Raw genomic sequence first — 25,448 nt, forward strand, 5'->3', positions numbered from 1 at the left:
TTGATGCCGATATGCGCGTCGACTGGAGTGCCGTCATCCTGCTCGCGGCGGAGTTCACCTTCGCCGTTCTCTTCGCGCGGGCACTGTTCGGCTACCTGCGCCGACGTGACCCGCTGCAGCGCGATGTAACGCTCGTCTTCGCCCCGTGCGCCGTGCTCTTCGGGCTGGACATCGCGCGCCAGCTCACCGACGAGACCATGCCGGTGTGGGTGAACTCCGTCTCACTCGCTCTGCTGCTGGCGCAGCCCTACCTGACCGTGCGCCTCGCGGGCCGGGTCCGATCGGTGCCGCCCTGGCTGCACGTCGTCCTGCTGGTGACCTACGTCGCCGTCACCGCGCCGCTGTTCTTCCTCGGCCGCCCGCTGCCGCAGAGCTGGGTGCTGCCGGCGGTGGGGTACTTCCTCGTCACCGAGGTGATCGCGGCCGCCCTGCTCTACGGCAAGGCCCGCTCCCGCACCGGCGCGAACCGTGCACGGCTGATCATCGCCGCCTGGGCCACCCTCACCTTCGGCATCATGATCGTCCTGCTCGGCATCAGCGGGTTGCCCGCCGTCGTGAACCGCATGCTGGCGCTGGTCTCCGGGCTCGGCTACCTGATCGCCTTCGAGCCGCCCCGCTGGCTGCGCCGGGCCTTCGGCGCCTCCGCCGCCCAGAAGGTCACCGAGCGGCTGCTGCGGGCCCAGGTCAGCACGCCGGAACAGGTCTGGCAGATGTACGCCCAGATCATGCGCGAGCAGACCGGGGCGGACGCGGTGGCCGTCCTGATGCCGCGCAGCGACGGCCTGCTGGTGCCCGCCGCCTACGCCGGGCCGGCCGAGCGCATCCCGGAGGAGCTGCGGTCCGCCGACCTGACGGCGCTGATCCGGGCCGGGCGCCCGGCCCGGCTGCGCGAGGGGAACCCGGCGCTGGTCCAGCACTTCGGCAACGATCTGGGCGACGATTTCGTCACCGTCCTGAGCATGCCGGTGCCGCCCGAGGCCGAGGGCGCGGTGCTGCTGTTCAACCGGCACCGGACCCTGTTCAGCGACGACGACCTGCGGCTGCTCGCCCTGCTCGGCGGGCAGGCCGGCATTCTCGCCGAGCGGCAGGCCGTCATGGCCGCGCAGAGCCGGATGGCGAGCGAGCTCAGCGCCTCGGTGGAGGCGCTCACCCGGGCCAGCCAGGCGAAGAGCGCGTTCCTGGCCAACATGAGCCACGAGCTGCGGACGCCGCTCAACGCGATCATCGGCTTCAGCGACCTCATGCGGATGGAGGAGCCGGACGGCGACCGGCGCCGGGTGCCCGCCGAGTGGGTCGACCACATCCACACCAGCGGCCGGCACCTGCTCGGCCTGATCAACGACATCCTCGACCTGGCCAAGGTGGAGGCCGGGCGGCTCGAGCTGCGGCTGGCCCCGCTGCGCGTCGACACCGCCGTCGAGGAGCTGCTCACCGGCCTGAGCCCGCTGATCACGACCAACGACCTGACCGTGGTCACCCACCTCGCACCGGCCACCGCGACGGCCGACCGGCTGCGCTTCCGGCAGATCGTCGAGAACCTGCTCTCGAACGCCATCAAGTTCACCCCGCGCGGCGGCCGGATCACGGTCACGACGACGGCCGACAGCGAGAGGGTGACCGTCACGGTCGCGGACACCGGCGTCGGCATCGCGCCGGAGGACCAGCAGAAGGTCTTCGAGGAGTTCCAGCAGGTCGGCGACCCCGACCGGCAACGCGCGGGCACCGGCCTCGGGCTCGCCCTCACCAAGCGCCTGGTCGAGGCGCACGAGGGCGAGATCTCGCTGACGTCGGTGCCGGGTGAGGGCAGTGCCTTCACCGTACGGCTGCCCGCCGCGCCCGTGATCAGCTCGTCCGCCCCCGAGGGCCCCGGCGCGGGCGCCCGGGTGCTGCTGGTCGAGGACGACCCGCAGGCGGCGGAGCTCATGCGGACCCAGCTCGACAGCGCCGGCTACCGCGTCGACGTGGCGGGAAGCGGCGAGGCGGGGCTCACCGCGGCCGGAGCGCACCCGCCGGACGCGATCGTGCTCGACGTGGCGCTGCCCGGCATGGACGGCTTCGAGGTGCTCCGGCGGCTCAAGGCCGACGAGCGGCTGGCCGGCATCCCGGTGTTCTTCGCCACCATCATCGACGAGCGGCAGGCCGGCCTGGCGCTCGGCGCCGACGACTACTTCGTGAAGCCGGTCGACCAGGCGGCGCTGCTCGGGGCGCTGGCCCGGACGATCGCCTGCCGCCCGGCGCCCCGCGTGCTCGTGGTCGACCACGACGACACCATCCGGAAAGCCATCGAGGACGGCCTGCGCGCCGGCGGAGCCGACGTGGTCGCCGTCGCGGACGGCCGGGACGGGCTCGCCAAGAGCCGCGAGGGCCACTTCGACCTCATCGTCTGCGACATGCAGGCCCGCGAGGTCGACGGCTTCAGCATGCTGGCGGCGCTCGAGCAGGACCCGGCGACAAAGCAGACGCCGGTGCTGGGCCTCACCCCGGGTGCCGGCGACGCATCGATGGTGGCCACGGCCATCGCAGGCGGCGTGGTCGCCACCGCGATGGCCGGCGGGGCCGGCTCGGACAAGCTCGCCCCGCTGCTCGGCGTACGCAACGACGTGGAGAAGGAGAAGCCGTGACGGCCGAGAACCCGCGCATCCTGCTGGTCGAGGACGAGGAACTGAACCGCACCCTGGTCAAAGCGGTTCTCGCGCGGGCCGACATCGAGGCCGTCCGCGACGCCGAGGTGATCGACGCCCCCAACCTGGCGGCGGCGCGCAGCCGGCTCGGCGAGCGCGCGGTCGACCTCGTCCTGCTCGACATGAACCTGCCGGACGGCCACGGGCTGACGCTCGCCGGCGAGCTCGCCGCGGGCACGGCGGGCGGGGGCCACAAGCGCCCGGCCGTGGTGGCGGTGACGGCGAGCGTGCTGCCCCAGGACCGGGCGGCGGCCCTGGAGGCGGGCTGCGACGGCTTCCTGGACAAGCCGTACGCGGCGGCCGACCTCGTCGCCGTCGTCGCTCAGCACCTTCCGGGCCGCTCCTAGGCCGGCCGCAGCACGATCTCGGCGCGGGCCCGGCCGCCGCGCTCCGACACGACGGCCAGCACGTCACCGTCCGGGGCGAAAACCGCGTACGGTCCCTCGATGCCGACCGGCTCGAGCGGCCCCCCGTGGCTCAGCACGCGGGCCTCCTCCGGTGTCGCCTCGCGGTGCGGGAAGGCCCGCCGGGCGGCCTGGGCCATCGGCAACGACACCACGTCCGGCGCGCGCTTCTCGAGCTGCTCCAACGTGGCCGCCTCGTCGAGCGTCATGCCGCCCACGGCCGTACGCCGCAGCGCCGTCAGGTGCCCGCCCACGCCCAGCCCGCGGCCGAGATCCCGGGCAATGGCCCGGATGTACGTGCCACTCGAGCACGTCACGTCGACGTCCACGTCGACGACCTCGCCCGGGCGCCGGATGTCGAAGACGTCCAGGCGGTGCACGGTGACCCGGCGCGCGGCCAGCTCGACCGCCTCACCGTCCCGCACCCGCTTGTACGCGCGCTCCCCGTTCACCTTGATCGCACTCACCGCGCTCGGCACCTGGTCGATCTCGCCGGTCTGCGCGGCCAGCCCGTCGCGGATCGCCTCATCGGTGACATCGTCCGTGGCCGCGGTCGCCGTCACGTCGCCCTCGGCGTCGTCGGTCACGGTCGACTGACCCAGCCGGATCGTGGCCCGGTAACTCTTCTCGGACCCGATCACGTACGTGAGCAGCCGCGTCGCCCGGTTGACCCCGATCACCAGCACCCCCGTGGCCATCGGGTCGAGGGTGCCGCCGTGCCCCACCCGCCGGGTCTTCGCCAGCCGCCGGATCCGGGCGACGACGTCATGGGAGGTCATCCCGGCCGGCTTGTCCACAACGATGAGACCGTCCACGTTCACGGGCTCCACCCAACCAGACCGCCGTCAGCGGGTGACGCCCAGGACCGCCCATCGCGCGCTGCGCCAGCGGGCGAGCAGGGCGACGAGGCGGACCAGCGTGAACATCGCCAGGCCGGCCCAGATGCCGGGCAGGCCCCAGCCGAACGCGTATGCGAGCCAGATGAGCGGCAGGAAGCCGCCCAGCGCGCCCACCAGGGTCATGCTGCGCAGGTAGCCGACGTCGCCCGCACCGATCATCACCCCGTCGAGGGCGTAGACCACCCCGGCGAACGGCAGCAGCGCCACGAACCACGGCCACACCACGGCGGCCTGCTCGTGCACGGCCCGGTCACCCGTGAAGAGCCCGGGGATCACCCCGGCGCCCGCCGCGGCCAGCACCGCGAAGCCCAGCCCGGCGACCCCGCCGACGACGGTCACCCGGCGCGCCACCTCGCGGGCGGCCCGTTCGTCGCCCGCGCCGAGCGCCGCCCCCACGAGCGACTGGGCGGCGATCGCCACCGCATCGAGCGCCAGAGCGGCGAAGAACCACAGCTGCAGGGCGATCTGATGGGCGCCGACCGCGGCCACCCCGAACCGGGCGGCCACCGCGGTCGCCGACAGCCAGCACGCCTGGAAGGCCGCACCGCGGATGAGCAGGTCCCGCCCCAGGACGATCTGGTTGCCGATGATCGACGGCACCGGGCGCAGCGGGGCGTGCTCGCGCACCACCGCCCACAGGAAGAGACCGCCGGAGACCGACTGGGCGACGACGTTGGCGACCGCCGAACCGGTCAGGCCCCACCCCAGCGGATAGACCAGCACCGGGCAGAGCACGGCGGAGAGCACGTTGGCACCGAGCACGAAGTACAGCGGCCGGCGGGTGTCCTGCACCCCGCGCATCCAGCCGTTGCCGGCCGCGGCGAGCAGCAGCCCGGGGGCGCCGAGCACGGCGATGCGCAACCAGCCGGCGGCGGCACCGGCGGCCTGCGGGTCGCTCGCGAGAGCGCGGGTCAGCGGGTCGGCGAAGATCTGGGCGAGGACGACGAGCAGGACGCCGGTCGTCAGAGCGAGCCACGACGCCTGGACGCCCTCCGCCACGGCCGCGGTGCGGTCGCCGGCACCGAACCGGCGGGCGGCGCGCCCGGTCGTCCCGTACGCCATCAGCGTGCCGAACCAGACGGCGAGGGAGATCACGGTGCCACCGACGGCGACCGCGGCGAGCGGCACGCGGCCGAGGTGGCCCACGACGGCGGTGTCGACGAGCACGTAGAGCGGCTCGGCGGCCAGCACGACCAGGGCGGGAAGGGCCAGCGCGGCGATGCGCCGGGTGAGGGAGCTGTCGGCGATCACGGCGGACGGGCTCATGAAAGCCCATGATGCCCGCCTCGCCGTAAGGATCGCAAACGCAGGGCGGCAGTTACCTACTGACGCGTGTCCAGGGACGTCTGCAGGGCGCGGCGGGCCTGCTCGCGGGCGTCGTCGGACGGCTGGGGCTTCGGCTTGGCAGCCATGGTCAAGGTCCTTCCACAGGTGGGGTCGAGCGGTGCGTCGCGAGGACCGGTCCGGGATCGCCGGACGTCAGGCGGGGCAACGCGGCCCGGACGGGTGCATCCGGGTGGCTCGAGGTCTCCGCGGCGGGTCGAGGTCGTGACCGTGCAAAAACCAAATCACCGTTCAGTCCAAACTATCGTTCAGTCTCGCTGCGTGCCCCCGGTATCCCGTACTGCGAGAACCCGATCAACGACAAAAGGCCGGCCCACCGGCCGGCCTTTCCCCCTGCGGCTGCTAGATCAGATGCCGGTCCAGCTCTTCACGTACGGCCACGACGACGTCACCGGGCGTCCCGTAGCCGGTGAAGCCCGCCGCGAGCCGGTGCCCGCCTCCGCCGAGCGCCACGGCCACGCCGCTCACGTCGACCGCACCCTTGCTGCGCAGCGACACCGCCCACTCGCCGTCACCGAGCTGCTTCACCACCACCGACACGTCGACCTCGGCCACGCACCGCACCGGGTCGATGAGCGCATCCAGCACGTAAGGCCGCTGCTCGTGCCGTACCAGGTCCTCGAGCGTCGCGTACGTCCACACCATGCCGTGCCCACCGGCCGCCGTGGGATCGAGCTGAGCACGCCCCAGCACGTCGGCGAACAACTTCATGGCACCGAACGGCCGGCTGTCGAAGATGCGCCGCGAGATGTCCCCGGGCCGCAGCCCGGTCGCGATGAGCCGGGCGGCCATCTCGTGCACCCGCGGCGTGGTCATGTCGAAACGGAACGAGCCGGTGTCGGTCGCCAGCGCCACGTACAGGCACTCGGCGATCTCCGCGTCGAGCGGCACGTCCAGCCGGTCCAGCAGCTCCTCGGCGACCACGGACGTGGCGGCCGCGGTGGCATCGACCAGGTGCACGCCGCCGAAGCGGGTGTTCGAGGCATGGTGATCGAGCACGACCGCGGCGCCGGCGGTGTCCAGCCGGTCGACCAGGCCGCCCAGCCGCGACTCCGACGCCACGTCGAAGACCACCATCAGATCCGGATCCGGGTACGCCTCGGCCTCGGGCACCAGCAGATCCAGGCCGGGCAGGCCGGTGAACGGGTCCGGGATCTCGAACGGGCCGGGGAAGGTCGCCTGCAGATCGCGTACGCCCAGCCGGCGCAGGCCCAGCGCGAAGCCCAGCATGCTCCCGAGCGCGTCACCGTCGGGGTTGACGTGGCACACCAGCAGCACCCGGCCGCCCGGGGCCAGCTCGCGAACCGTCCGCACCGCGGCGGCCCACTCGGCCTCCGCGATGCTGACCGGCACCACCGCGCCCGGATGCCCGCCGGCGTCCCGCACCCCCGCCGTGGCGACGGCGTCGGTCACCGTTTCTCCTCGGCGCTCACCCGGTCGTCGGCGCCCTCGTCGTCCTCGTCGTCATCCGACTTGTACGGGTCGGGATCCCCGGCATACTGCTTCCCGGCGGCCAGCCGCTGCACCTCGGCGTCCCGATGCCGCGCCGCGGCGAGCAGGTCGTCGATCTCCTTCGCGTGATCGAGCACGTTGTCGAGCACGAAGGTCAGGCTGGGCGAGTGCCGCAGCCCGAGCGCATGCCCGACGCGGCTGCGCAGCATCCCCTTGGCACTCTCCAGAGCGGCGGCGGTCGAGGCCTGCTCGGTCTGGTCACCCAGCACGGTGTAGTACACGTGAGCGTCCCGCAGGTCCCCCGTGATCCGGGCGTCGGTGACCGTCACCATGCCGAGCCGGGGATCCTTGATCTCGCGCACCAGCGAGGCCACCAGCTCCCGCACCCGCTCCGCGTGCCGTCGCGTCTTGGCCGGGTCCGACATATCGCCCACCTCCGACAACCGTGCCTACGGGGTAAGACCAACCCCCGCCCAACGCTGAGAGCCTACCCATGACCGCCCTACCCCGAACGTCCCGCCGGTCCGTCCCGCCCCCCGGTCCGGCGCCGCAACCCCTCGAACTCCCCCACGACAACCGCCCGGTCAGGGCCTGCGGCCGCTCCGGTCCCGCTGCCCGGGCGTCAGGAGCGGCGCCGCCTGCCAGACCGGCAGCCGGGCGGTGACGCCGTTCCAGTCAGGCGGGTCACCGGCGAGACGCTGCCGGGCGTCGTCGCGGTCGCGCTCCTGCGCTCTCCGCGCCGCCGCCAGGCCACGGCGCGTCTTCGCCCTACGCCATCGGTTAAGCCAGACCATGCCTGCCCTCCCGCAATCGTTGCCCTTCCTCGGCAACGATCGTCGTCGGGCAATCACGGAACGTGAAGACTTGCGGTGTCCGCTGGGCTTGTCGTCTCGTCCGCCGGCCGGCGGACAGCGGGCTACGGGCGGAAGGCTTCGTACTGTTCGAGCAGGTCGCACGCCTCGGACACGCCGGCAAGCCGCACACCGGCGACGACCTCGGACACCCGCCACCAGTTCGACGGCACGATCCGGCCGGATCCGATCGCCTGACTCGTCACTGCGGCAGCCTCATCAGGCTTGTCCGCAGCGAGCAGCGCCAGACCCAGGTCGAGCCTGGCCGAGGCGATCCGCCGCGGCCGGGTGCCTTCCTCCTCGAGGTCGGTGATGACCTCCCGCGCCACCGCCTCCGCCGCCGGGTCACCGGCCCACGCCAGCGTCGTAGCTGCGTACGAGCGCGCCTTCGCCGGGTCGTACTGGTAGTGGTGCTCGGGGTTCTCCGGATGGGGCCGGTGCTCCGCGAGGCGCTCGACCCGGTCGAGGGTGCGGCGGGTCTGTGCCCGGTCGCCGAGCCTCGCCCACGCCCGACCTTCCTGGGCAGAAGCTTGGACGAAGGCTGACGTGTCGCGCGGAGCGACTTCCTGAGCGTGCTGGGACAGCTCCAGCGCCTGCCGGTGATCGCCCGAGGTGAGGACCTTCCATGCCTTCGTCTCGAGGCACCAAGCGGCGATCTCCGGATGCTCGGCCTGCTCGGCCAGCTGGGCGGCGGTGGTCAAGTAGGCGTCCGCGCGAAGCGACTGCCGGAGGTCGACGTGGAGGGTGGCGCGCAAGAGCGACAGCCAGCCACCGACAACCAGTAACCGCCGGTGCTGTGCCAGGGTCTTGCGGGCATCGACCAGGGCGCAGACGTACTCGAGATGCCGACGGACTCGGGGAAGGAGCTCGGCCGGAACGGTAGTGGCGTATGCCATGGCCAGGGCGTCGACGGCCCGTTCGAGACGGTCGAGGGTCTCCGGCCCGACGTCTGAGGCGGTGACGCGGCGGGCGAGCTCGAGCGCTTCGACCTCGGACTCGACATCTTCCGCCGCGGCAGGCCGCAGGCTCGCGACCAGGCGACCGCCGGCCGCGAGAGCCTCGTCGAGGCGCCTGGCGATGGCTTCCGTGGCTGGCTTGCGCCCGGTTTCCAGCTCGTGCAGATAGGACTTGCCGTAGTGCACGGCTGCGGCGAGCTCGCGGAGCGAGAGGCCGCGACGGGTCCGGAGGCGGCGGAGCTGGTCAGCGAACTGATCCACGACGTCACGTCCCTGGTAGCGGTCAGGGGTGCGGCGGCCGCTGTACCCGGCCGCTTCCGTCTCCGAGGCTATCGGTCCGCTCAGTCGTCGTCGCCGTAGAGGCGGCGGCGGACCGAGAGCAGCTCGATCTCCGGCCGCCCGGCGACCTGGTTCTCGCACGTGTCGATGACCGCCCGGGCCTGGGCCGGCTCGGCCGCCACCACCGCGACCCCGATCTGGGCGCGCCCGTGGAGGTCGTGCATGCCCACCTCGGCGACGCTGACCTCGAACTTGCGGAGCATGGCGATGATCGGCCGGACGTAGGAGCGCTTCTGCTTGAGTGAGCGGGAGTCACCGGGCAGGAGCAGGTCAAAGAGCGCAGTCTCCGTATACATCAGGCAGCAGACTACGCCCGCCGGCCGGCACGATCACCCGGGTTTCCGGGCCACCAGGACGTCGCGTTCGATGCCCTGGTCGACGCGGTGGCTGAGGTCGTCGTGGGCGACGATCTCCAGGCCGTTGGCGATGAGGATGTCCTCCGCCAGCTCGCGCTTCGCGACCTTGGTGTTCCAGGACAGGCCCATCGCGCCGCCGGGGCGCAGGAGGGGGAGCCATACCGGGACGGCCCGTTCGAGGAGGTCGAGGGGGCGGCGGGACATGCCGCCCTCGTCGTCATGGCTGCCGTGGGCGATGCCGTACGGGAGGTCGGCGACCAGGACGTCGGCGCAGTTGGCGCGCAGCAGGCCGTCGAGCTGGGTCGTGTCGGTGTGCAGGAGCGTGACCTTCTGGACCGCTCCGGACTTGTGCTCCTCCTTGCTCGCCGCCAGCGTGACCTCGAGGCGGCGGGCGGCGCGGCGGCCCTGGCGGCGTACCGGGACCAGGTCTGCGGTGTGCTTGAGCCGTTTGCGCTTGAGCCAGGTCTGCAGGAAGAGCTTGTACGCCTCCACGTCCTTGCCGTCGATCTCGATGCCGAGCGCGTCGTAGCCGTACATGAGGGCCTGGTTGAGCGTGGTGCCGCGGCCGGCGAGCGGGTCGCAGACGGTGAGGTGGCCGTCGAGCATCCGGGGTGCGGACGCCGAGGCGAGGAGGGTGAGGTTGAGCAGGAGCCTGGTGAACTGCTCGTTGGTCTTGCCGGCGTACTTGGGGATGGTGATCAGGTCGCTGTCGTAGCGCGCCAGCGGGTGCAGTTCGACGGGGCGCAGCAGGTCGTCCTCGACGCGTTCGAAGAGGGCGTAGCCGGCGGAGAGGTTGGACAGGTACGCGATGTCCCTCGCGCCGAGTTCACCGTCGAAGGTGACGTAGCCGACGCCGCCGATGGTGGTCTCCGTGATCGCCTCGAGGGGGGCCGACAGCGCCGGGGCGAAGGCGGCCAGTTCGGCGCGGGAGAGGCGGCCGGCCTGGTCGGCGTAGACGCGGTTGGCGGAGGGGGCGAGGAGCAGGGCGTAGCGGGACATCCCAGTAGTAAAGACAACGGCCCCCGGTGCCGGAGCACCGGGGGCCGACGTCATGCCGGGGGCATCAGGCCCGCGGCTTCTCGCGCATCTCGAAGGTCTCGATCACGTCGCCGATCTGCGGCGTGCCGAAGCCTTGGAGCGTCAGACCACACTCGAAGCCCTCGCGGACCTCGGTGGCGTCGTCCTTGAACCGCTTCAGCGAGCTGATCGTGACGTTCTCCGCCACCACGACACCCTCGCGCAGGATGCGCGCCTTGGCGTTGCGGCGGATGAGGCCCGACCGGACCATACAGCCCGCGATGAGACCGATCTTGGACGAGCGGAAGACCTCGCGGATCTCCGCCGTGCCCAGCTCGACCTCTTCGAACTCGGGCTTGAGCAGGCCCTTGAGCGCCGCCTCGATCTCCTCGATGGCCTGGTAGATCACGCTGTAGTAGCGGATCTCCACGCCGGCGCGGTCGGCCATCTCCTTGACCTTGTTCGAGGCCCGGACATTGAAGCCGATGATCGTCGCGATCTGCTCCGACGAGGCCGACGCCAGGTTGACGTCGCTCTCGGTGATCGCACCGACGCCGCGGTGGATGACCTTGAGCTGGATCTCGTCCGGAATCTCGATCTTGAACAGCGCGTCCTCGAGGGCCTCCACCGAACCGGAGGAGTCACCCTTGATGAGCAGCGTGAGCGAGGTCTTCTCGCCCTCCTTGAGCTGCTCCATGAGCGTCTCGAGGGTGGCCCGGCCGCGCGAGTTGGCGAAGCTCGCCGCGCGGCGGCGTGCCTGCCGCTGCTCGGCGATCTGCCGCACCGTGCGGTCGTCCTCGGCGGCGAGGAACGTGTCACCCGCGCCCGGCACCGAGGTCAGACCCAGCACCAGGACCGGACGAGCCGGCTCCGCCTCGGCCACGGTCTGGCCGTTCTCGTCGAGCATGGCGCGGACGCGGCCGTGCGCGCCGCCCGCCACGATCGAGTCGCCGGCCCGCAACGTGCCCTTCTGCACCAGGACGGTGGCGACCGCACCGCGGCCCTTGTCCAGGTGCGACTCCACCACGACACCCTGAGCCGGCCCGTCGATCGGAGCGGTGAGCTCCAGCGACGCGTCGGCGGTCAGCAGGACGGCCTCGAGCAGGTCGTCGATGCCGATGCCGGGCTTCGCCGCGACGTTGACGAACATCGTGTCGCCGCCGTACTCCTCGGCGAGCAGGCCGTAGTCGGCCAGCTGCTGGCGGACCTTCTCCGGGTTGGCGTCCGGCTTGTCGACCTTGTTGACCGCGACCACGATCGGCACCTCGGCCGCCTTGGCGTGGTTCAACGCCTCCACCGTCTGCGGCATGACGCCGTCGTCGGCGGCCACCACCAGGATGACGATGTCCGTCGCCTGGGCGCCACGGGCACGCATGGCGGTGAACGCCTCGTGACCCGGGGTGTCCAGGAAGGTGATGGCGCGGTCTTCGCCGTTGTGCTCGTACTGCACCTGGTAGGCGCCGATGTGCTGGGTGATGCCACCCGCCTCGCCGGCGACCACGTTGGTCTTGCGAATCGCGTCGAGCAGCTTCGTCTTACCGTGGTCGACGTGACCCATGACGGTCACGACCGGCGGCCGGGTGACGAGGCGGTCCTCGGCGACGTCGGCATCGAGGTCGATGTTGAACTGCGCGAGCAGCTCGCGGTCCTCGTCCTCGGGGCTGACGATCTGCACGTTGAAGCCCAGGTGCTCGCCGAGCAGCAGCAGCGTGTCGTCGGAGCACGACTGCGTCGCCGTCACCATCTCGCCCAGGTTGAACATCTCCTGGACCAGCGAGCCGGGGTTGGCGTTGATCTTGTCGGCGAAGTCGGACAGCGACGCGCCGCGCGACAGCCTGATCTCCTGGCCGTTGCCGCGGGGCGCGCCCGACGACATCGCCGGAGCCGACAGGTTGTCGAACTCTTGACGCCGCTGCTTCTTCGACTTGCGGCCACGGGTCGGCCGGCCGCCCGGACGCCCGAAGGCACCCGCGGCACCGCCGCCACGGCCACGGCCGCCACCACCGGGACGACCCGGGGCACCGGCACCGACCGGTCCACCGCCGCCACCACCGGGGCCGCCGCGGTAGCCACCGCCACCGCCGCCACCGCCGCCGGGACCGCCGCGGAAGCCACCGCCACCGCCGCCGCCCCCACCGGGACCGCCGCGGAAGCCGCCACCGCCACCGCCGCCACCGGGACGGAAGCCGCCACCGGCACCGCCACGGCCGCCGCCACCGCCCGGACCACCGGGACGGCCCGCACCGGGACCACCCGGGCGACCGGGACGCTGCGCGGGCATGGACGCGGGGCTGGGCCGCGGCGGCATCGAGGCAGGGCTCGGCCGCGGCGGCATGCCCGCCTGGTTGGGACGGGGCATCGCCGAGGGCGTCGGCCGCGCTGCGCCGCTTCCTCCGGAGACGCCGAACGGGTTGTTACCGGGGCCACGCGCCGGCGGGCGCGGGCTGCCGCCCGGGCCGGGACGACCCGGCGTCGGCGTGCCCGGCGCGCCGGGACGAGCGGCCGCGGGCGAACCGGGACGCGGCGGAACCGTGCCCGGGCCCGGCGGGCGCGGGCGCGAGGCGCCGTCGGCCGGGGGCTGCTGCGCCCGGCGCTCGGCGTCGCGGGTCCGTGCGGCCTGGGCCGCCTTCACCGCTGCCTCCTGCTCGGCCTTGAGCGCCGAGGCGCGCGCCTCGGCGGCCGCCACCTCGATGTCGTGGGCACTGGCCGGCTTGGCCACCGGGCCGGGCGTGGGGCCCGGACGGCCGGGGACCGGCGGTTTGGGCCGGGCCAGCGAGCCGGGGCTCGGCGCCGGGGACGCGGGCGCGCTGGGCGCTCCCGCAGCCGGGGCGGCCGGCCGGCGCGGCGGCTGCGGCCGTGCGGTCGTGGGCGTGGGACGGGGCGCACTGGGTGCTGCGGGGGCGCTCGGCGCGGCCGCGGCGGGAGCCGCCGGAGCAGCACCGCCCTGGGCGTCGAGGGCACCACGCAGCCGCCGGGCCACCGGGGCCTCGACCGTGCTCGATGCGGATTTGACGAACTCGCCCATCTCCTTGAGCTTGGCGAGAACGGTCTTGCTGTCGACCCCGAGCTCCTTCGCGAGCTCGTGTACGCGGGCCTTACCTGGCACTGCACTCCTCACTTCGAGGTCGTGCGAGCCAAACCCGCAGCGACCTCACTCCTGCACTTGAAGCCTGGTCATTTCAGGGACTTCATCGTGTGCTCATGTCGGTCGTCCTACCTTGCTGGGTCGTGACGAAGCTCTGACGCGTCGTCATCGGTTGTTCCGCGCGGCACGGCCGCACGGATGTGTTCGGCAAGCAAGCCGGTGTCAGCAACACCGGTGAGACGCAGCGCACGCCCGAAGGCGCGACGCCGCTCCGCCTGCGCGAAACAGGCCGGATCAAGATGCAGGTGCGCTCCCCGACCCGGCAGCCGGCGGCCCGGATCGGGCTCCAGCCGGAGATCATCCCCGGCCTTCACCGCGACGAACCGCAGCAATTGAGAGGCCGGCACGCGTGAGCGACACCCGATGCACGTTCGCACCGGACCGACCGCTGAAAAGTCTACCCCTCCGGCGCGTGGTCCGCGTATCCGGTCAGCTTCCGGTCTCGGCGGCATCCCGCTCCGCGGCCGCGGCCGGCTCGTTGTCGGGACGGATGTCGATGCGCCATCCGGTCAACCGGGCGGCGAGCCGGGCGTTCTGCCCCTCCCGGCCGATGGCCAGGGAGAGCTGGAAGTCCGGAACGGTCACCCGTGCGGTACGCGCGGCGGCGTCCACAACCTCGACACGCAGGGCTTTCGCCGGCGAGAGGGCGTTGCCCACGAACTGCGCGGGATCGTCCGACCAGTCGATGATGTCGATCTTCTCGCCGTGCAGCTCGCTCATGACGGCCCGCACCCGCTGGCCCATCGGCCCGATGCAGGCGCCCTTGGCGTTGACGCCCGCCACCGTCGAGCGGACCGCGATCTTCGTACGGTGACCAGACTCACGTGCGATGGCGGCGATCTCCACCGTGCCGTCGGCGATCTCGGGCACCTCGAGCGCGAAGAGCTTCTTCACCAGCGCCGGGTGCGAGCGCGACAGGGTGATCTGCGGCCCGCGGAAGCCCTTGGCGACGTGCACCACGATCGCCCGGATCCGCGACCCGTGGTCGTACGTCTCCCCCGGCACCTGCTCGGCCTGCGGCAGCACCGCCTCGAGCTTGCCGAGGTCGACGATGACGATGCCCTTCTCGGCCCGCGCGGCGTCGGCCTGCACGATGCCGGTGACCAGGTCACCGTCGCGGCCGGCGTACTCGCCGAAGTGCGCCTCGTCGGTGGCCTCGCGCAGCCGCTGCAGGATCACCTGCTTGGCGGTCATCGCCGCGATCCGGCCGAAGTCGTGCGGGGTGTCGTCCCACTCGCGGACGATCGTGCCCTCGGAGTCGAGCTCCTGCGCGAACACGGAGGCCGCGCCGGTCTTGCGGTCGATCTCCACCCGGGCGTGGCTCTCCGCCCCGTCCGTGTGCCGGTACGCGGTCAGCAGCGCCGTCTCGATCGCCGCGAGGATCGTCTCGAACGGGATCTCCCGCTCGCGCTCCAGGGCGCGCAGCGCCGCGAGGTCGATGTTCACTTTCCCTCGCCCTCCCCATCCTCGTCGTCATCTTCATCGTCGTCGGGGTCGTCCTCGTCCTCGTCCGGGAAGACCGCCTCGTCGAGCCGTTTGAACTCGATCTGCACCTTGCCCGGCCCGAGCTCCGCGTACGCGATCTCGCTCGCCGTGCCGTCGACGTCCAGGACGATCCCGAGGTCGTCGGCCGCCGTGATGCGGCCGGTCAGCGACCGCCCGCCGGCGGGGACGGTGACCAGCCGCCCGACGTTGCGCCGCCAGTGCCGGGGCAGGGTCAGCGGCCGGTCCACCCCGGGCGACCCGACCTCGAGCTGGTACTCGCCCGCGAGCACCTCGCCGTCGTTCTCGTCCGCCGCGTCGAGCGCCGCCGAGATCTCGCGGGAGACCACGGCCACGTCGTCGAGGCTGATCCCGCCGTCGGCGTCGACAAGCACCCGCACGAGGTGGCGCCTTCCGGCACGGGACAGGTTCACCTCTTCGAGGTCGTACCCGGCGGCCGCGACGACCGGCTCGATCACCGCGCGGACCCGGGCCCGGGCGGCCACGAGGTCGATGCGCGGGGCAGCGGGCGCGCGTGTCTCGTCGGAGGCGTCCCGCCCCCGGTTCCCGGAGCGGCGGTTCGCCGGCCGGGCGCCGGCGCGACCACGCTGCGTCATCGGGCCCAACCCTTCTGCTCGAGTACGGCGGGTGGCACGCCGCCCGCCGGCCGATCGCCGGGAACACCGGCATGCCACCGGGGCCGAATTCCCCGGCGGCTGACGCAGAGCGTAACGCGCCGCGCCCGCGGCCCCGCCGCCGCCGCACCGAATCCGCGCCATACGCAGGTCAACGGCCACCGGCCGGGGCACGGGCGCGGATGGTGTTGACTGGCGGGCGTGAAAAGACGTCAGCTGCTGGGGACGGCTGTGGGTGTTTCCGCGCTCGCTGGATGCGGGCTCCTCGACGACGACCCGAAGCCGCCACCGCCTCCCGACGCCCTGCAGCCCGTGCTGGACGAGGCACGGCAGCTCGCCGCCGCGTACGACCGCGCGATCCTCGCCGAGCCCGCGCTCCAGCAGCGGCTGGCCCCGCTGGCCGAGGACCACCGCGCGCACGCCGCCGAGCTGGCGAAGCTCATCGGCGCCGCGCTGCCGTCAGCCGCCGCCAGCGCGCCGCCGGCGGAGGCGAAGTCCGTGGCCGCCCTGCGCAAGGCGGAGCAGGCGGCGCAGAAGACGGCTGCGGCTGCCTGCCGGACCGCCCCCTCGGAGCGGGCGGCGCTGGTCGGTTCGATCGCCGCGGCACGGGCCACGCATGCCGAGGCCCTGCGGTGAACGCGCAGCTGGCGGCCGCTCTCGCGGCGGAGGAGGCGGCGATCTACGCGTACGGGATCCTCGGGGTGAAGCTGACCGCCCGCCGTGACCGGACCGAGGCTCGGGCGGCGGAGGCGGTCCATCGGGACCGCCGCGACGTGCTGGTGACCAAGCTGGCGTCGCTGCAGGCGAGCGCGGCACCGGCGCCGGCCGGCTACCAGCTGCCGTTCGAGGTGACCGACCGGGACACCGCCCTCAAGCTGGCGGTCCAGGTGGAAGACGGGGTGGCCCAGGCGTGGCGGGCGGTCCTGCCGGTGACCGAGGGCGGCGACCGGTCGGCGGCCCTGAGCGCATTGACCGACGCCGCGGTCCGGGCCACCCGGTGGCGGCGCCTCGGCTCGGTCACGCCGGCGACGCTGGCCTGGCCGGGACGCCCCTGAGTCCGGATCCCGCAAGGCTTCCCCCCACGGGTCGCGTACCCGAGAATCAAGCCGTGTCGCAGGACGAGATCGACCTGGCCAACCCCCGGTGGTATCTGGCCACGAGGTTGCGTGACGTCATCCTGCGGCGGTGGTCGGCCGAGGTGCAGGCGGTCGGCGTGCACGGATCCATGGCGCACGGCGACGACACCGACACGAGCGACGTCAACCTCGTCGTCGTCACGTACAGGCAGGGCGCCGGTCCCCGCGCGGCCCTGCGCCGCGTCGACGGCATCCTCGTCGATCTGAGTGTCATGTCCGGCGAGGAGGCCACGCGCCGGTCCCGCGAGCTGACGCCGCGCTGGCCGCTGGAGGCCGACCGCTACCTCACCACCCGCGACCTGTTCGACCCGCGGGGCTGGTTCGGCGGCCAGCGCGACGGTCACCTCGCCAAGCTCGCCGAGACGCGGCCCGGCGAGTTCAGCGCGCTGGCCCGGCGCAACTGGTGCGTGGCGTCCGCGGCGCACGCCCGCGCGGTGCGGCTCGCCGAGTGGTACGAGACCGACGCCGCCCTCGTGCTGATCGCCGAGGCCCGGCTGCACGCCGCGATGGTCGCCGGGCTGCTCACCCGCACGTACTTCCGCAACCGTGCCGACGCGGTGAAACGCACCGGGCTGGCGGGCGCGGACATGACCGAGCTGGGGGCGGTGCTGAAGTCGCAGGCCGAGGAGCTGACCGCGCGCGGCCGCCCGGTCGACGGCCCGCTCGCGGCGCTCTTCGAGGCCTAGCTCACTCCCACGCCGATCAGCGTGCCGACCACGTAGGTCGCGCCCGCAGCCGCGGCGCCCAGCAGCAACTGACGCAGCCCGCTCAGCAGCCATCCCTGGCTGGTGAAGCGGGCGACGACCACCCCGGCCGCGAACAGCCCCAGCCCGCCCGCGGCCAGCGCGAGGGCGAGGCTGTCGAAGCCCATCAGGTACGTCAGCAGGGGGATCACCGCGCCGACCGAGAAGCACCCGAACGAGGAGAACGCCGCGGTCCACGGGCTCGGCAGCTCGCCCGGCACGACGCCGAGCTCCTCCTGCGCGTGCACCCGCAGCGCCTGCTCCGGGTTGCGTTCGAGCACGTCGGCCACCTGCCGGGCCAGCTCCTCGGGCAGGCCGCGGGCGGTCCACGCGCCGACCAGCTCCTCGGTCTCGCCCTCCGGGTTCACCCGCAGCTCGTGCAGCTCCTTGGCGAGCTCGGCGGCGATCTGGTCGTTCTGGGTGCGCACGCTGGTGTACTCGCCGAGGCCCATCGAGATCGCCCCGGCCACCAGGCCGGCCACCCCGGTGAGGATCAGCGTGTGCCGGCTCATGCCACCGCCGCCGACGCCCGCGATCAGGGCGATGTTGGTCACCAGGCCGTCCATGGCCCCGAACGTCGCCGCCCGCAGCCAGCCGCCCGAGACGTCGGCGTGGTGGTGCTCCACCGCCGTCACGGAAGCGTCAGGATCTCGTACCCGTCCTCCGTCACCACCAGCGTGTGCTCGAACTGGGCCGTCCATCTCCGGTCCTTGGTGACGACCGTCCAGCCGTCGTTCCACATCTCGTACTCGTGGGTGCCGAGGGTGATCATCGGCTCGATGGTGAAGGTCATGCCGGGCTCCATCACCGTGTCGAGCCGCGGGTTGTCGTAGTGCGGGATGTAGAGCCCGCTGTGGAAGGTCTCGCCGATGCCGTGGCCGGTGAAGTCGCGCACCACGCCGTAGCCGAAGCGGCGGGCGTACGCCTCGATGACCCGTCCGATGGCGTTGATCCGCCGGCCCGGCGCGACCGCCCGGATCCCCCGCATCATCGCCTCGTGGGTGCGCTCGACCAGCAGCCGCGCCTCCTCGCTCACCTCACCGACGCAGAAGGTGGCGTCGGTGTCGCCGTGCACACCCCCGATGTACGCGGTGACGTCGACGTTGACGATGTCGCCGTCCTCGAGCACCGTGCTGTCCGGGATGCCGTGGCAGATGACCTCGTTGAGGGACGTGCAGCACGACTTCGGGAAGCCCTTGTAACCCAGCGTCGACGGGTAGGCCCCGTTGTCGATCAAGAACTCGTGCACCACCCGGTCGATCTCGTCCGTGGTGACGCCCGGCTTGCAGTGCTCGCCGGCGAGCTGGGTGGCCTGGGCGGCGATCCGCCCGGCGATCCGCATCTTCTCGATCGTCTCCGGCGTCTGCACGTGGGAACCGCGCCACTCTTTCGGGCGCTTCTTGCCCACGTACTCGGGACGGACGATCTCGGGCGGCACCGCCCGCCAAGGCGACTGCTTACCCGGGGTGAGCGGGGCACGAACGGTCATGCAGCCAGCCTATCGCCGCCGACGCGACGGTTCCGCGGAGCGTGCACCGGTTGTTGCCGCTCCTGGGCCCCTGTGTAATCGTGTCTCCGTGGATCAAGACGGCCCCGAGAACATCTTCTCGGCCACCACGTCGGTGGCCGACGACCGGGTCACCGTGGTGGTGACCGGCGAGGTCGACATGTCGACGGCGGACGGCATGTTCCGGGCCGCGACCGACGAGGAGGCCGGCCGGGTCACGCTCGACCTGCGCGGCGTCACGTTCTTCGACTCGGCGGCCATCCATACCCTCATCCGGCTCGCCGAGCGCTACCCCGCGGCCCTCGAGGTCATACCGTCGCCGCAGGTGCGGCGGGTGCTGGACATCTCCGGGCTCAGCGGCCAGCCCTGGCTGGTCACGAGCGACTGAGCAGCCGGCGCAGGGTCACCGACGTCCCGGACTCGGACCGCACCACCGTCAGCTCCGACAGGGCGCCGATCAGAGCCAGGCCGCGGCCCCGGAAGCCGGCCCCGGTGGCCGGGCGCCAGCTGCCCGTGTCGCGCACGGTGGCGGTCACGGCGTCCTCGTCGAGCGAGACCTCCACCGTGATCACCGGCTCGGCCGGGGCGATCGGGTGCTCGACGGCGTTCGCCGCGGCCTCCGACACCGCCAGCATCAGGTCGAAGATGTCGTTCTCGGGGACGCCGTTCGCGGTGAGGAAGTCCTCCAGGCGGCGGCGCAGCACGCTCAGCCGGGTCGGGTCGGCCGGCAACCGCAGCACGAACTCGCGCGGCTCGGTCGCCTGCAGCGCGAGCAGGGCGATGTCGTCACGGCGGGACAGCCGGGCGGCCTTCGTGAGCAGGTCGTCGAGCAGGTCCTCGACGTGGTCGGCCGGTTTCGCGAGGTCGGCACGCACCTGCGCCAGGCCGACGTCGATGCCCTGCCGCCGGTCCTCCACGAGCCCGTCGGTGTAGAGCAGAAGCCGGTCGCCCGGCGCCAGCTCGGTGTGCAACGTCGGGTAGTCCGAGCCGGGAAGGGCACCGATCGGGGGGCCCAGCGCGGAGGTGTAGAGGAACTCGCCCTCCTCCCCCGGTTTGGCGAGGACCGGCGACGGGTGCCCCGCCGCCGAGTAGTGCAGGTCCCGGGTACGCGGATCGAAGCGTACGCACACCACGGTCGCGAACTGCCGCCGGCCGAGGTTGTCCACCAACCGGTTCAGCCGGGTCAGCGCCTCCCCGCAGTCGAAACCCTCGAGGATGTACGCCCGCAGCGCGTTGCGCAGCTGTCCCATGCCCGCGGCGGCCTGCACACCCTTGCCGACCACGTCCCCGATGACCAGGACGAGCTGGTCGCCGGGGGCCGCGATGACGTCGTACCAGTCGCCGCCGACCTCGGCCTCGCTGCTGCCGGGCAGGTAGCGGCTCGCCACGATGGCGCCCGGCAACCGCGGCAGCGACTGCGGCAGCAGGCTGTGCTGCAGCGTGCTCGCGATGCGGTGCTCGGCCTCGTAGAGCCGGGCGTTCTCCAGGCGCAGGCCGATGAGGCGGGCGAGCTGGGTGAGCAGCACCGGCTCGACCGGGCCGTCCGGGCCGGCCCAGACCTTCAGCTGGCCCAGGGTCGCGCCGGAGGTGTCGGGCAGCGCCAGCACCTCGTCCGGCTCCGCGGCGAACGGCGCACCGCCGTCCAGCTCCGCCCGGGCGCCCGGCGCGGTCACCACGACCCGGCCGGCCGAGGTCATCGCGAGGACGTGCCGGGCCGCGACGTCCAGCACCTCGGCGGTGGTCCGCACGGTGTTGACGGCCGCGGCCGCGTCGACCAGGCCGCGCAGCCGGCTGATGATCTGCCGGCGCAGCTGCCCGAGCTCGAGGTTGGCCCTCACGCGTGCGGTGAGGTCGCGCGCCGAGAACGGTTTCACCAGGTAGTCGTCGGCGCCGGCGGCCAGTCCCTCGACCGACGACTCCTCGCCGGCACGGGCGGACAGCACCACGATCGGGACGTCCCGGGTACGCTCGTCCGCCCGCAACGCCTTGATCAGACCGAACCCGTCGAGCCGGGGCATCATCACGTCGGTGAGCACGAGGTCGAACGGGTCGCGGCGGGCCAGCTCGAGCGCGTCCTGCCCGTCGACGGCGGTGGTGACCTCCCAGGACGGCCGCAGCAACCGGGCCACGTGGTCCCGCAGGTCGGCGTTGTCGTCGACGAGCAGCACCCGGCCCTGCCGCGCGTCCTCGACCTTGCCGTGGACCGTCGCGGCTCCCGCCTCGCCCCCGGTGTCGCCGAGCCACCAGTGCGCCTCCTCGACGTACAGGCGGGCCTGGTCGTCGTCGGCCCCGGCGGTGCGCTCGTCGAGGATGCGGTCGGCGGGCAGGTGGGCGGTGCCGAACGGGACGGTGACCGTGAAGGTGCTCCCGACGCCGAGCTCGCTCTGCGCGTGCGCGGTGCCGCCGTGCAGCTCGGCCAGCTCGCGGACCAGGGCCAGGCCGATGCCCGTACCCTCGTGGCTGCGCGACCAGGACCCGGTGACCCGGTGGAAACGGTCGAAGAGCAGTTGCTGTTCGTCGGCGCTGACGCCGACGCCGGTGTCCTTCACCTCGAGCACTGCGGAGCCGTGCCGCTCGGACAGACGCACCGTGACGCCACCGGAGGGCGTGAACTTCACGGCGTTGGAGAGCAGGTTGAAGACGATCTTCTCCCACATCTCCCGGTCGACGTGGACGGGCGCGCTCAGCGGCGGGCAGTCGACGTCCAGGCGCAGCCCGGCCCGCTCGGCCGCCGACCGGAACGTGCTGGCGAGCCGGGCGGTGTAGTCCGCCAGGTCGGTCGGCCGGTAGGCGGCGCGCAGCCGTCCCGATTCCAGCCGGGAGAAGTCGAGCACGGTGTTGACCAGCTTCAGCAGCCGCAGTCCGTTGCGCTGCATCGGCTCCAGCCGCTCGCGCTGCTCGTCGCTGAGGCCGGCGCTCGCGAGCAGGTCCTCCAGCGGGCCGAGGATCAGCGTCAGCGGCGTCCGGAACTCGTGGCTGACGTTCGAGAAGAAGTTCGTCTTCGCCGCGTCGAGGGCGGCCAGCTCCGCGGCCCGCTTCCTTTCCTGCTCGTACGTCCGCAGGTTCGTCACCGCCCGCGAGATCTGCGAGGTGGCCAGATCGAGGAAGTCCCGGTAGCCGTCGTCCAGGGCCAGGTTCCGGCTCACCCCGACGACCAACGCGCCGACGTCGCTGCTGCCCACCCCGACCGGCAGCACCAGGGCCTCGGGCGCGGCCGGCCCCGGCGGCGCGGACGTGATGGCGGACAGGGCGAGGGTGCCCGGCCGGTCGGTCCGCATGACCTCCTCGACCGCGTCCAGCGCTTCGCCGGCCAGCGGCAGGCAGGCGGCTTCCGGCACGCCCGAGACCCCGGCGAGGCTCAGGCCGTCCCGGCCGGCGGGATCGTCGAGGTACAGCGCCGCGAACGGCACATCGGCCCTGTTCTCCCCGAGGATCTCCGCGGCCTGGGCGCCGAGCGCGGCCTGGTCCGGCGAGCCGGCCAGGCGGGAGCCGAGCTGGCTGAGGGTACGGACGCGGCGATCGGCCAGTACCCGCCGGGTGGTGTCGCTGACGATGCAGAACACGCCGCCCATGGTGCCGTCGGTGAGCCGGATCGGGTCGTACGAGATGTCGAAGTAGGTCTCCTCGAGGAAGCCGTACCGCTCCAGCATGAAGGGGTGGTCGGCGGCGTAGTACGACTCGTCGGCGGCGGCCACGCCGTCGAAGAGCTCCTGCAGCACCGACCAGGTCTCGGCCCACATCTCGCGCCCCGGGCGCCCCAGGTGGCCGGGATGCTTGGAGCCCATCGTGGTGATGTAGGCGTCGTTGTAGAGGGCGCAGTAGTCCGGCCCCCAGAACAGCACGATCTGCGCCTTGGAAGCGAGCATCGTCGCGACGGCGTTCACGAGTTCCGGCGGCCAGTCCGCGGGCGGCCCGAGCGGGGTCGTCGACCCGTCCAGGGCGCGCATACGGCTGCCCATCTCGCCACCGCGCTCGAACGCCGTCCGGAGCCGCTCCGGCAAGGCGCCGCCCATGCATCCTCCGGTGCTGTCGATCGAACGAGACCTGCACCGTAACGGTAGCTAGCCTTGCCCGCGTGACAACCCCGGGCCTCGACCTGGCACTGACGGCATCACCCCTGCTCCGGCTGCCGCCGGCCGCCGAGGAGCTGCTCCGCGCGCTCGACGCGCCGCCGCGGCTCGGCGCGCACCTGCGAGCGGTCCACGACGTCGCCTGGACGCTGACCGACCGGCTGGGCCGGCTGCGTCCGGACCTCGACTTCGACACGACGGCGGTGCTCTTCGGCGCGGCGACCCACGACATCGGCAAGATCATCCACGTCGAGGAGCTCTCCGGTCCGGGCCACCGGCACGAGGCCGCGGGCCGCGACCTGCTGATCCAGTACGGCGTACCGGCCCACCTGGCCCGTTTCGCGGGGACGCACGGGTCCTGGACCGACCCGGACGTCGGTCTGGACGACCTGCTCGTCAGCCTGGCCGACAAGATCTGGAAGGCGGCGCGGGTGCAGACGCTCGAGGAACGGGTGAGCGAGTTCCTGGGCGGGGCTCCGTGGGAGGCGTTCCTGGTGCTCGACGACCTCCTCCAGGAGCTGGCGGCCGGCGCGGACGAGCGGCTCGCCTTCCAGGCCTCGTACCCGACCTAGCGCTCAGGCGGCGAGCGTCGTGCGGGACAGGCCCGAGCGGTCCGCGGCGGCTTCCACCAGCGCGGCGAAGACCCGCAGGTCGCCCGTGCGTTCGGGATGCCATTGCACGCCCAGGGCGAAGTGCCGGTCGCGGTCCTCGAGGATCTCCACGATCCGGTCGTCGGGGCACCATCCGCTGATCGCGAACGTGCCGGGGTCGTCGACCGCCTGGTGGTGGAACGAGTTCACGGTGAGCCGCGCCCCGAGCAGCCCCATCGCGCGCGAGCCCCGCTGCAGCACGACGTCGTGACGCCCGAACGCGGAGGCGTCGGCGGCGAGCGGGTCTGTGCCGGTGGCCGCCCGGTGCCGGTCGTGACCGACCAGGTCGGGCAGGTGCTGGTGCAGGGAACCGCCGGTCGCCACCGCCATGACCTGCATGCCCCGGCACACCCCGAGCACCGGCACGTCGGCCTCGAGCGCGGCCCGCATCAGCATCAGCTCGGAGGCGTCGCGGACCGGGTCGGTGTCGGTGAGGGGATGCGGATCGGCGCCCCAGTGCGACGGGTCGACGTCGCCGCCGCCGGCGAACACGATTCCGTCCAGCGACTCGAGCACGTCGGTGCCCGGATCGTCCGGGGTGATGAGGACTGCGCGCCCACCCGTGGCGTGCACCGCCTTGATATAGGACATCGGCAACATTCCGGCCAGCACGTCGTTGCCGTTGTACCGCACGTTCTCGGCGTACGAGGTCAGTCCGATCAAGGGCCTGCGCATGGGGTGCGTCCTCTCGGTCTCCAGGTCTCCGCTATCGGCGGGCGAGTGCGAAGCCTTAGCCGGATTCCCGGCGGCAAGTAGGGGCCATTCGACATCGGTTCCGCGGCCTGTTCAGGTTCTCTATCCGCCTGCCGCCCGCGGCAATCTGTTGATCACCGATGTTTTCCGGCCGGCCTCGACGCCGGCGTTCTCACAGGGGGGTGGGTGACTACCGCCTGCCAGGCGGTTCATCGTGGCACCGGCTTTCGCGACGTCGTCGTCGGCTCTGCCGCAGTGGCGTTCACTCCATTCCCAACACTATCCCCGAACCTCAATTCCGGCGATTCGGAGCGTTCACCCCATCGGGTCACGAATTGCCACTCGATGCGCGGCGGCGGCCACCAGGGCACCGAACAAACGCTTGTCTCTCACGACTTCCGGATGCCATTGCACGCCGAGCACGAAAGTCCGCCGCGGATCCTCGACGGCTTCGATGCTGCCATCGTCCGTACGCCCGCTCACCACGAGCGACCCGGCGTCGGCCACGCCCTGATGGTGGTAGCACCGCACGGACCTGTCATCACCCATGAGCGCCGCGATCCGGCTGCCCGCGGTGAACGTGGCGTCCTGGTGCCCGTACACGGCCGGGGCCGGCCGGTGCCGCTCGTGCCCGAGCACGTCGGGAAGGTGCTGGTGCAGCGACCCACCGGCGGCGACCGCCAGCAGCTGCATCCCCCGGCAGACGCCCAGCACGGGCAGATCGGCGGCGAGTGCGGCCCGGGCGAGCAGCAGTTCGGCGGAGTCACGCTCGGGACGGGTGACGGTCAGCGGCTCGGGTTCGGCGCCGTACAGCTCCGGACCCAGGTCGGCGCCCCCGCTGAGCACCAGGCCGTCGAGCACGCGGACGACGTCGGCGTCGAGGTCGTCCGGCGGCAGCAGGACCGCCCGGCCGCCGGCACCGCTCACCGCGGCGACGTAGTCGTGCGGGATCAGCGCGGTGGGCAGGTCGTGCCAGACCCCCCAGGTGGCCGGCTCCACATAGGTGGTGATGCCGATGACGGGACGCATCACCCCAACCTAACCACCCCCTGGTACGGATCAAGTCGGCCGACCGGCCGCACATACGA

Annotated in this window: 24 protein-coding genes; 7 read left to right on the forward strand and 17 right to left on the reverse strand. The window is 72.6% G+C overall.

The features are described 5' to 3' along the window. Positions 1 to 11 precede the first annotated feature (11 nt). Together AB0J80_RS14020 and AB0J80_RS14025 are read left to right on the forward strand one after the other, a co-directional pair. The gene (locus AB0J80_RS14020) at positions 12 to 2,621 is read left to right on the forward strand and encodes a response regulator (protein ID WP_364704569.1); all 2,610 of its coding nucleotides are present in this window, start codon (positions 12 to 14) and stop codon (positions 2,619 to 2,621) included. Next, the gene (locus tag AB0J80_RS14025; RefSeq protein WP_364704571.1) at positions 2,618 to 3,028 is read left to right on the forward strand and encodes a response regulator; all 411 of its coding nucleotides are present in this window, start codon (positions 2,618 to 2,620) and stop codon (positions 3,026 to 3,028) included. Before AB0J80_RS14020 ends, AB0J80_RS14025 begins: the two co-directional genes overlap by 4 nt. Here AB0J80_RS14025 and truB read toward each other — a convergent pair. The 12 genes from truB to rimP all read right to left on the reverse strand — a co-directional run bounded on the left by truB (position 3,025) and on the right by rimP (position 15,543). After that, positions 3,025 to 3,906, reverse strand: a complete 882-nt coding sequence (gene truB / locus AB0J80_RS14030) for a tRNA pseudouridine(55) synthase TruB (protein ID WP_364704572.1) — start codon at positions 3,904 to 3,906, stop codon at positions 3,025 to 3,027. The genes AB0J80_RS14025 and truB overlap by 4 nt on opposite strands. 24 nt (positions 3,907 to 3,930) lie before the next feature. After that, complete coding sequence (locus tag AB0J80_RS14035; RefSeq protein WP_364704574.1) at positions 3,931 to 5,250, reverse strand: MATE family efflux transporter; 1,320 nt, start codon at positions 5,248 to 5,250, stop codon at positions 3,931 to 3,933. 420 nt (positions 5,251 to 5,670) lie between these two features. Further along, complete coding sequence (locus AB0J80_RS14040) at positions 5,671 to 6,684, reverse strand: DHH family phosphoesterase (RefSeq protein ID WP_364705045.1); 1,014 nt, start codon at positions 6,682 to 6,684, stop codon at positions 5,671 to 5,673. A gap of 53 nt (positions 6,685 to 6,737) precedes the next feature. Then, positions 6,738 to 7,205 (reverse strand): 30S ribosome-binding factor RbfA, encoded by a 468-nt coding sequence (gene rbfA / locus AB0J80_RS14045; protein WP_364704576.1) that lies wholly within the window; start codon positions 7,203 to 7,205, stop codon positions 6,738 to 6,740. Between the two features lie 159 nt (positions 7,206 to 7,364). Further along, positions 7,365 to 7,574: a hypothetical protein gene (locus AB0J80_RS14050; protein ID WP_364704577.1), complete on the reverse strand. Its 210-nt coding sequence runs from the start codon at positions 7,572 to 7,574 to the stop codon at positions 7,365 to 7,367. A gap of 122 nt (positions 7,575 to 7,696) precedes the next feature. After that, a complete protein-coding gene (locus tag AB0J80_RS14055; protein ID WP_364704578.1) occupies positions 7,697 to 8,848 on the reverse strand; it encodes a helix-turn-helix domain-containing protein in 1,152 nt (383 codons plus the stop codon). A gap of 80 nt (positions 8,849 to 8,928) precedes the next feature. After that, on the reverse strand, positions 8,929 to 9,222 hold the full coding sequence (locus tag AB0J80_RS14060) for a DUF503 domain-containing protein (RefSeq protein WP_364704580.1): 294 nt from the start codon (positions 9,220 to 9,222) through the stop codon (positions 8,929 to 8,931). A gap of 33 nt (positions 9,223 to 9,255) precedes the next feature. Then, a complete protein-coding gene (locus AB0J80_RS14065; protein ID WP_364704581.1) occupies positions 9,256 to 10,281 on the reverse strand; it encodes an SAM-dependent methyltransferase in 1,026 nt (341 codons plus the stop codon). A 64-nt stretch (positions 10,282 to 10,345) separates the two neighbouring features. Beyond that, positions 10,346 to 13,405: a translation initiation factor IF-2 gene (gene infB / locus AB0J80_RS14070; RefSeq protein ID WP_364704583.1), complete on the reverse strand. Its 3,060-nt coding sequence runs from the start codon at positions 13,403 to 13,405 to the stop codon at positions 10,346 to 10,348. A 107-nt stretch (positions 13,406 to 13,512) separates the two neighbouring features. Continuing rightward, entirely contained in the window at positions 13,513 to 13,896 is a 384-nt protein-coding gene (locus tag AB0J80_RS14075) for a YlxR family protein (protein WP_364704585.1), read from the reverse strand. After that, the gene (nusA, locus tag AB0J80_RS14080; protein ID WP_364704586.1) at positions 13,874 to 14,890 is read right to left on the reverse strand and encodes a transcription termination factor NusA; all 1,017 of its coding nucleotides are present in this window, start codon (positions 14,888 to 14,890) and stop codon (positions 13,874 to 13,876) included. The genes AB0J80_RS14075 and nusA overlap by 23 nt, the downstream gene beginning before the upstream one ends. Next, positions 14,887 to 15,543, reverse strand: coding sequence for a ribosome maturation factor RimP (gene rimP / locus AB0J80_RS14085; protein WP_364704588.1), 657 nt, complete (start codon positions 15,541 to 15,543; stop codon positions 14,887 to 14,889). Before rimP ends, nusA begins: the two co-directional genes overlap by 4 nt. 219 nt (positions 15,544 to 15,762) lie before the next feature. Between rimP and AB0J80_RS14090 the strand changes: the two genes are divergently transcribed. The 3 genes from AB0J80_RS14090 to AB0J80_RS14100 are packed head-to-tail and all read left to right on the forward strand — an operon-like array spanning position 15,763 to position 17,383. Then, the gene (locus AB0J80_RS14090) at positions 15,763 to 16,197 is read left to right on the forward strand and encodes a hypothetical protein (protein WP_364704590.1); all 435 of its coding nucleotides are present in this window, start codon (positions 15,763 to 15,765) and stop codon (positions 16,195 to 16,197) included. Beyond that, positions 16,194 to 16,616: a ferritin-like domain-containing protein gene (locus tag AB0J80_RS14095; RefSeq protein WP_364704591.1), complete on the forward strand. Its 423-nt coding sequence runs from the start codon at positions 16,194 to 16,196 to the stop codon at positions 16,614 to 16,616. The genes AB0J80_RS14090 and AB0J80_RS14095 overlap by 4 nt, the downstream gene beginning before the upstream one ends. Positions 16,617 to 16,669: 53 nt before the next feature. Further along, positions 16,670 to 17,383, forward strand: a complete 714-nt coding sequence (locus tag AB0J80_RS14100; RefSeq protein ID WP_364704592.1) for a nucleotidyltransferase domain-containing protein — start codon at positions 16,670 to 16,672, stop codon at positions 17,381 to 17,383. Here AB0J80_RS14100 and AB0J80_RS14105 read toward each other — a convergent pair. Both AB0J80_RS14105 and map read right to left on the reverse strand, forming a co-directional pair. After that, on the reverse strand, positions 17,380 to 18,075 hold the full coding sequence (locus AB0J80_RS14105; RefSeq protein WP_364704594.1) for a VIT1/CCC1 transporter family protein: 696 nt from the start codon (positions 18,073 to 18,075) through the stop codon (positions 17,380 to 17,382). The two genes, AB0J80_RS14100 and AB0J80_RS14105, sit on opposite strands and share 4 nt — an antisense overlap. Beyond that, positions 18,072 to 18,929, reverse strand: coding sequence for a type I methionyl aminopeptidase (gene map, locus AB0J80_RS14110; protein WP_364704595.1), 858 nt, complete (start codon positions 18,927 to 18,929; stop codon positions 18,072 to 18,074). The genes AB0J80_RS14105 and map overlap by 4 nt, the downstream gene beginning before the upstream one ends. Positions 18,930 to 19,017: 88 nt before the next feature. On the opposite strand from map, the gene AB0J80_RS14115 reads away from it, so the two are divergent. Beyond that, positions 19,018 to 19,335, forward strand: a complete 318-nt coding sequence (locus AB0J80_RS14115; RefSeq protein ID WP_364704597.1) for an STAS domain-containing protein — start codon at positions 19,018 to 19,020, stop codon at positions 19,333 to 19,335. Here AB0J80_RS14115 and AB0J80_RS14120 read toward each other — a convergent pair. Continuing rightward, a complete protein-coding gene (locus AB0J80_RS14120; RefSeq protein ID WP_364704599.1) occupies positions 19,322 to 22,960 on the reverse strand; it encodes a SpoIIE family protein phosphatase in 3,639 nt (1,212 codons plus the stop codon). The genes AB0J80_RS14115 and AB0J80_RS14120 overlap by 14 nt on opposite strands. A gap of 62 nt (positions 22,961 to 23,022) precedes the next feature. On the opposite strand from AB0J80_RS14120, the gene AB0J80_RS14125 reads away from it, so the two are divergent. Next, entirely contained in the window at positions 23,023 to 23,589 is a 567-nt protein-coding gene (locus AB0J80_RS14125) for an HD domain-containing protein (RefSeq protein ID WP_364704600.1), read from the forward strand. 3 nt (positions 23,590 to 23,592) lie between these two features. Here the strand turns inward: AB0J80_RS14125 and AB0J80_RS14130 are convergent, their stop codons facing one another. Together AB0J80_RS14130 and AB0J80_RS14135 are read right to left on the reverse strand one after the other, a co-directional pair. Continuing rightward, entirely contained in the window at positions 23,593 to 24,342 is a 750-nt protein-coding gene (locus tag AB0J80_RS14130; protein ID WP_364704602.1) for a gamma-glutamyl-gamma-aminobutyrate hydrolase family protein, read from the reverse strand. Between the two features lie 333 nt (positions 24,343 to 24,675). Continuing rightward, positions 24,676 to 25,389 (reverse strand): gamma-glutamyl-gamma-aminobutyrate hydrolase family protein, encoded by a 714-nt coding sequence (locus tag AB0J80_RS14135; protein WP_364704604.1) that lies wholly within the window; start codon positions 25,387 to 25,389, stop codon positions 24,676 to 24,678. Positions 25,390 to 25,448 lie beyond the last annotated feature (59 nt).

It is taken from the genome of Actinoplanes sp. NPDC049548 (genome assembly GCF_040676695.1).
Lineage (GTDB): Bacteria > Actinomycetota > Actinomycetes > Mycobacteriales > Micromonosporaceae > Actinoplanes.

Coding starts and splice junctions, on each gene's coding strand:
- AB0J80_RS14135 (WP_364704604.1), bottom strand. CDS start 25,389: ATGCGTCCCGTCATCGGCATCACCACCTATGTGGAGCCGGCCACCTGG.
- map (WP_364704595.1), bottom strand. CDS start 18,929: ATGACCGTTCGTGCCCCGCTCACCCCGGGTAAGCAGTCGCCTTGGCGG.
- AB0J80_RS14020 (WP_364704569.1), top strand. CDS start 12: ATGCGCGTCGACTGGAGTGCCGTCATCCTGCTCGCGGCGGAGTTCACC.
- AB0J80_RS14075 (WP_364704585.1), bottom strand. CDS start 13,896: ATGCCGCCGAGACCGGAAGCTGACCGGATACGCGGACCACGCGCCGGA.
- AB0J80_RS14050 (WP_364704577.1), bottom strand. CDS start 7,574: ATGGTCTGGCTTAACCGATGGCGTAGGGCGAAGACGCGCCGTGGCCTG.
- AB0J80_RS14130 (WP_364704602.1), bottom strand. CDS start 24,342: ATGCGCAGGCCCTTGATCGGACTGACCTCGTACGCCGAGAACGTGCGG.
- rbfA (WP_364704576.1), bottom strand. CDS start 7,205: ATGTCGGACCCGGCCAAGACGCGACGGCACGCGGAGCGGGTGCGGGAG.
- AB0J80_RS14065 (WP_364704581.1), bottom strand. CDS start 10,281: ATGTCCCGCTACGCCCTGCTCCTCGCCCCCTCCGCCAACCGCGTCTAC.
- AB0J80_RS14120 (WP_364704599.1), bottom strand. CDS start 22,960: ATGGGCGGCGCCTTGCCGGAGCGGCTCCGGACGGCGTTCGAGCGCGGT.
- AB0J80_RS14060 (WP_364704580.1), bottom strand. CDS start 9,222: ATGTATACGGAGACTGCGCTCTTTGACCTGCTCCTGCCCGGTGACTCC.
- rimP (WP_364704588.1), bottom strand. CDS start 15,543: ATGACGCAGCGTGGTCGCGCCGGCGCCCGGCCGGCGAACCGCCGCTCC.
- AB0J80_RS14035 (WP_364704574.1), bottom strand. CDS start 5,250: ATGAGCCCGTCCGCCGTGATCGCCGACAGCTCCCTCACCCGGCGCATC.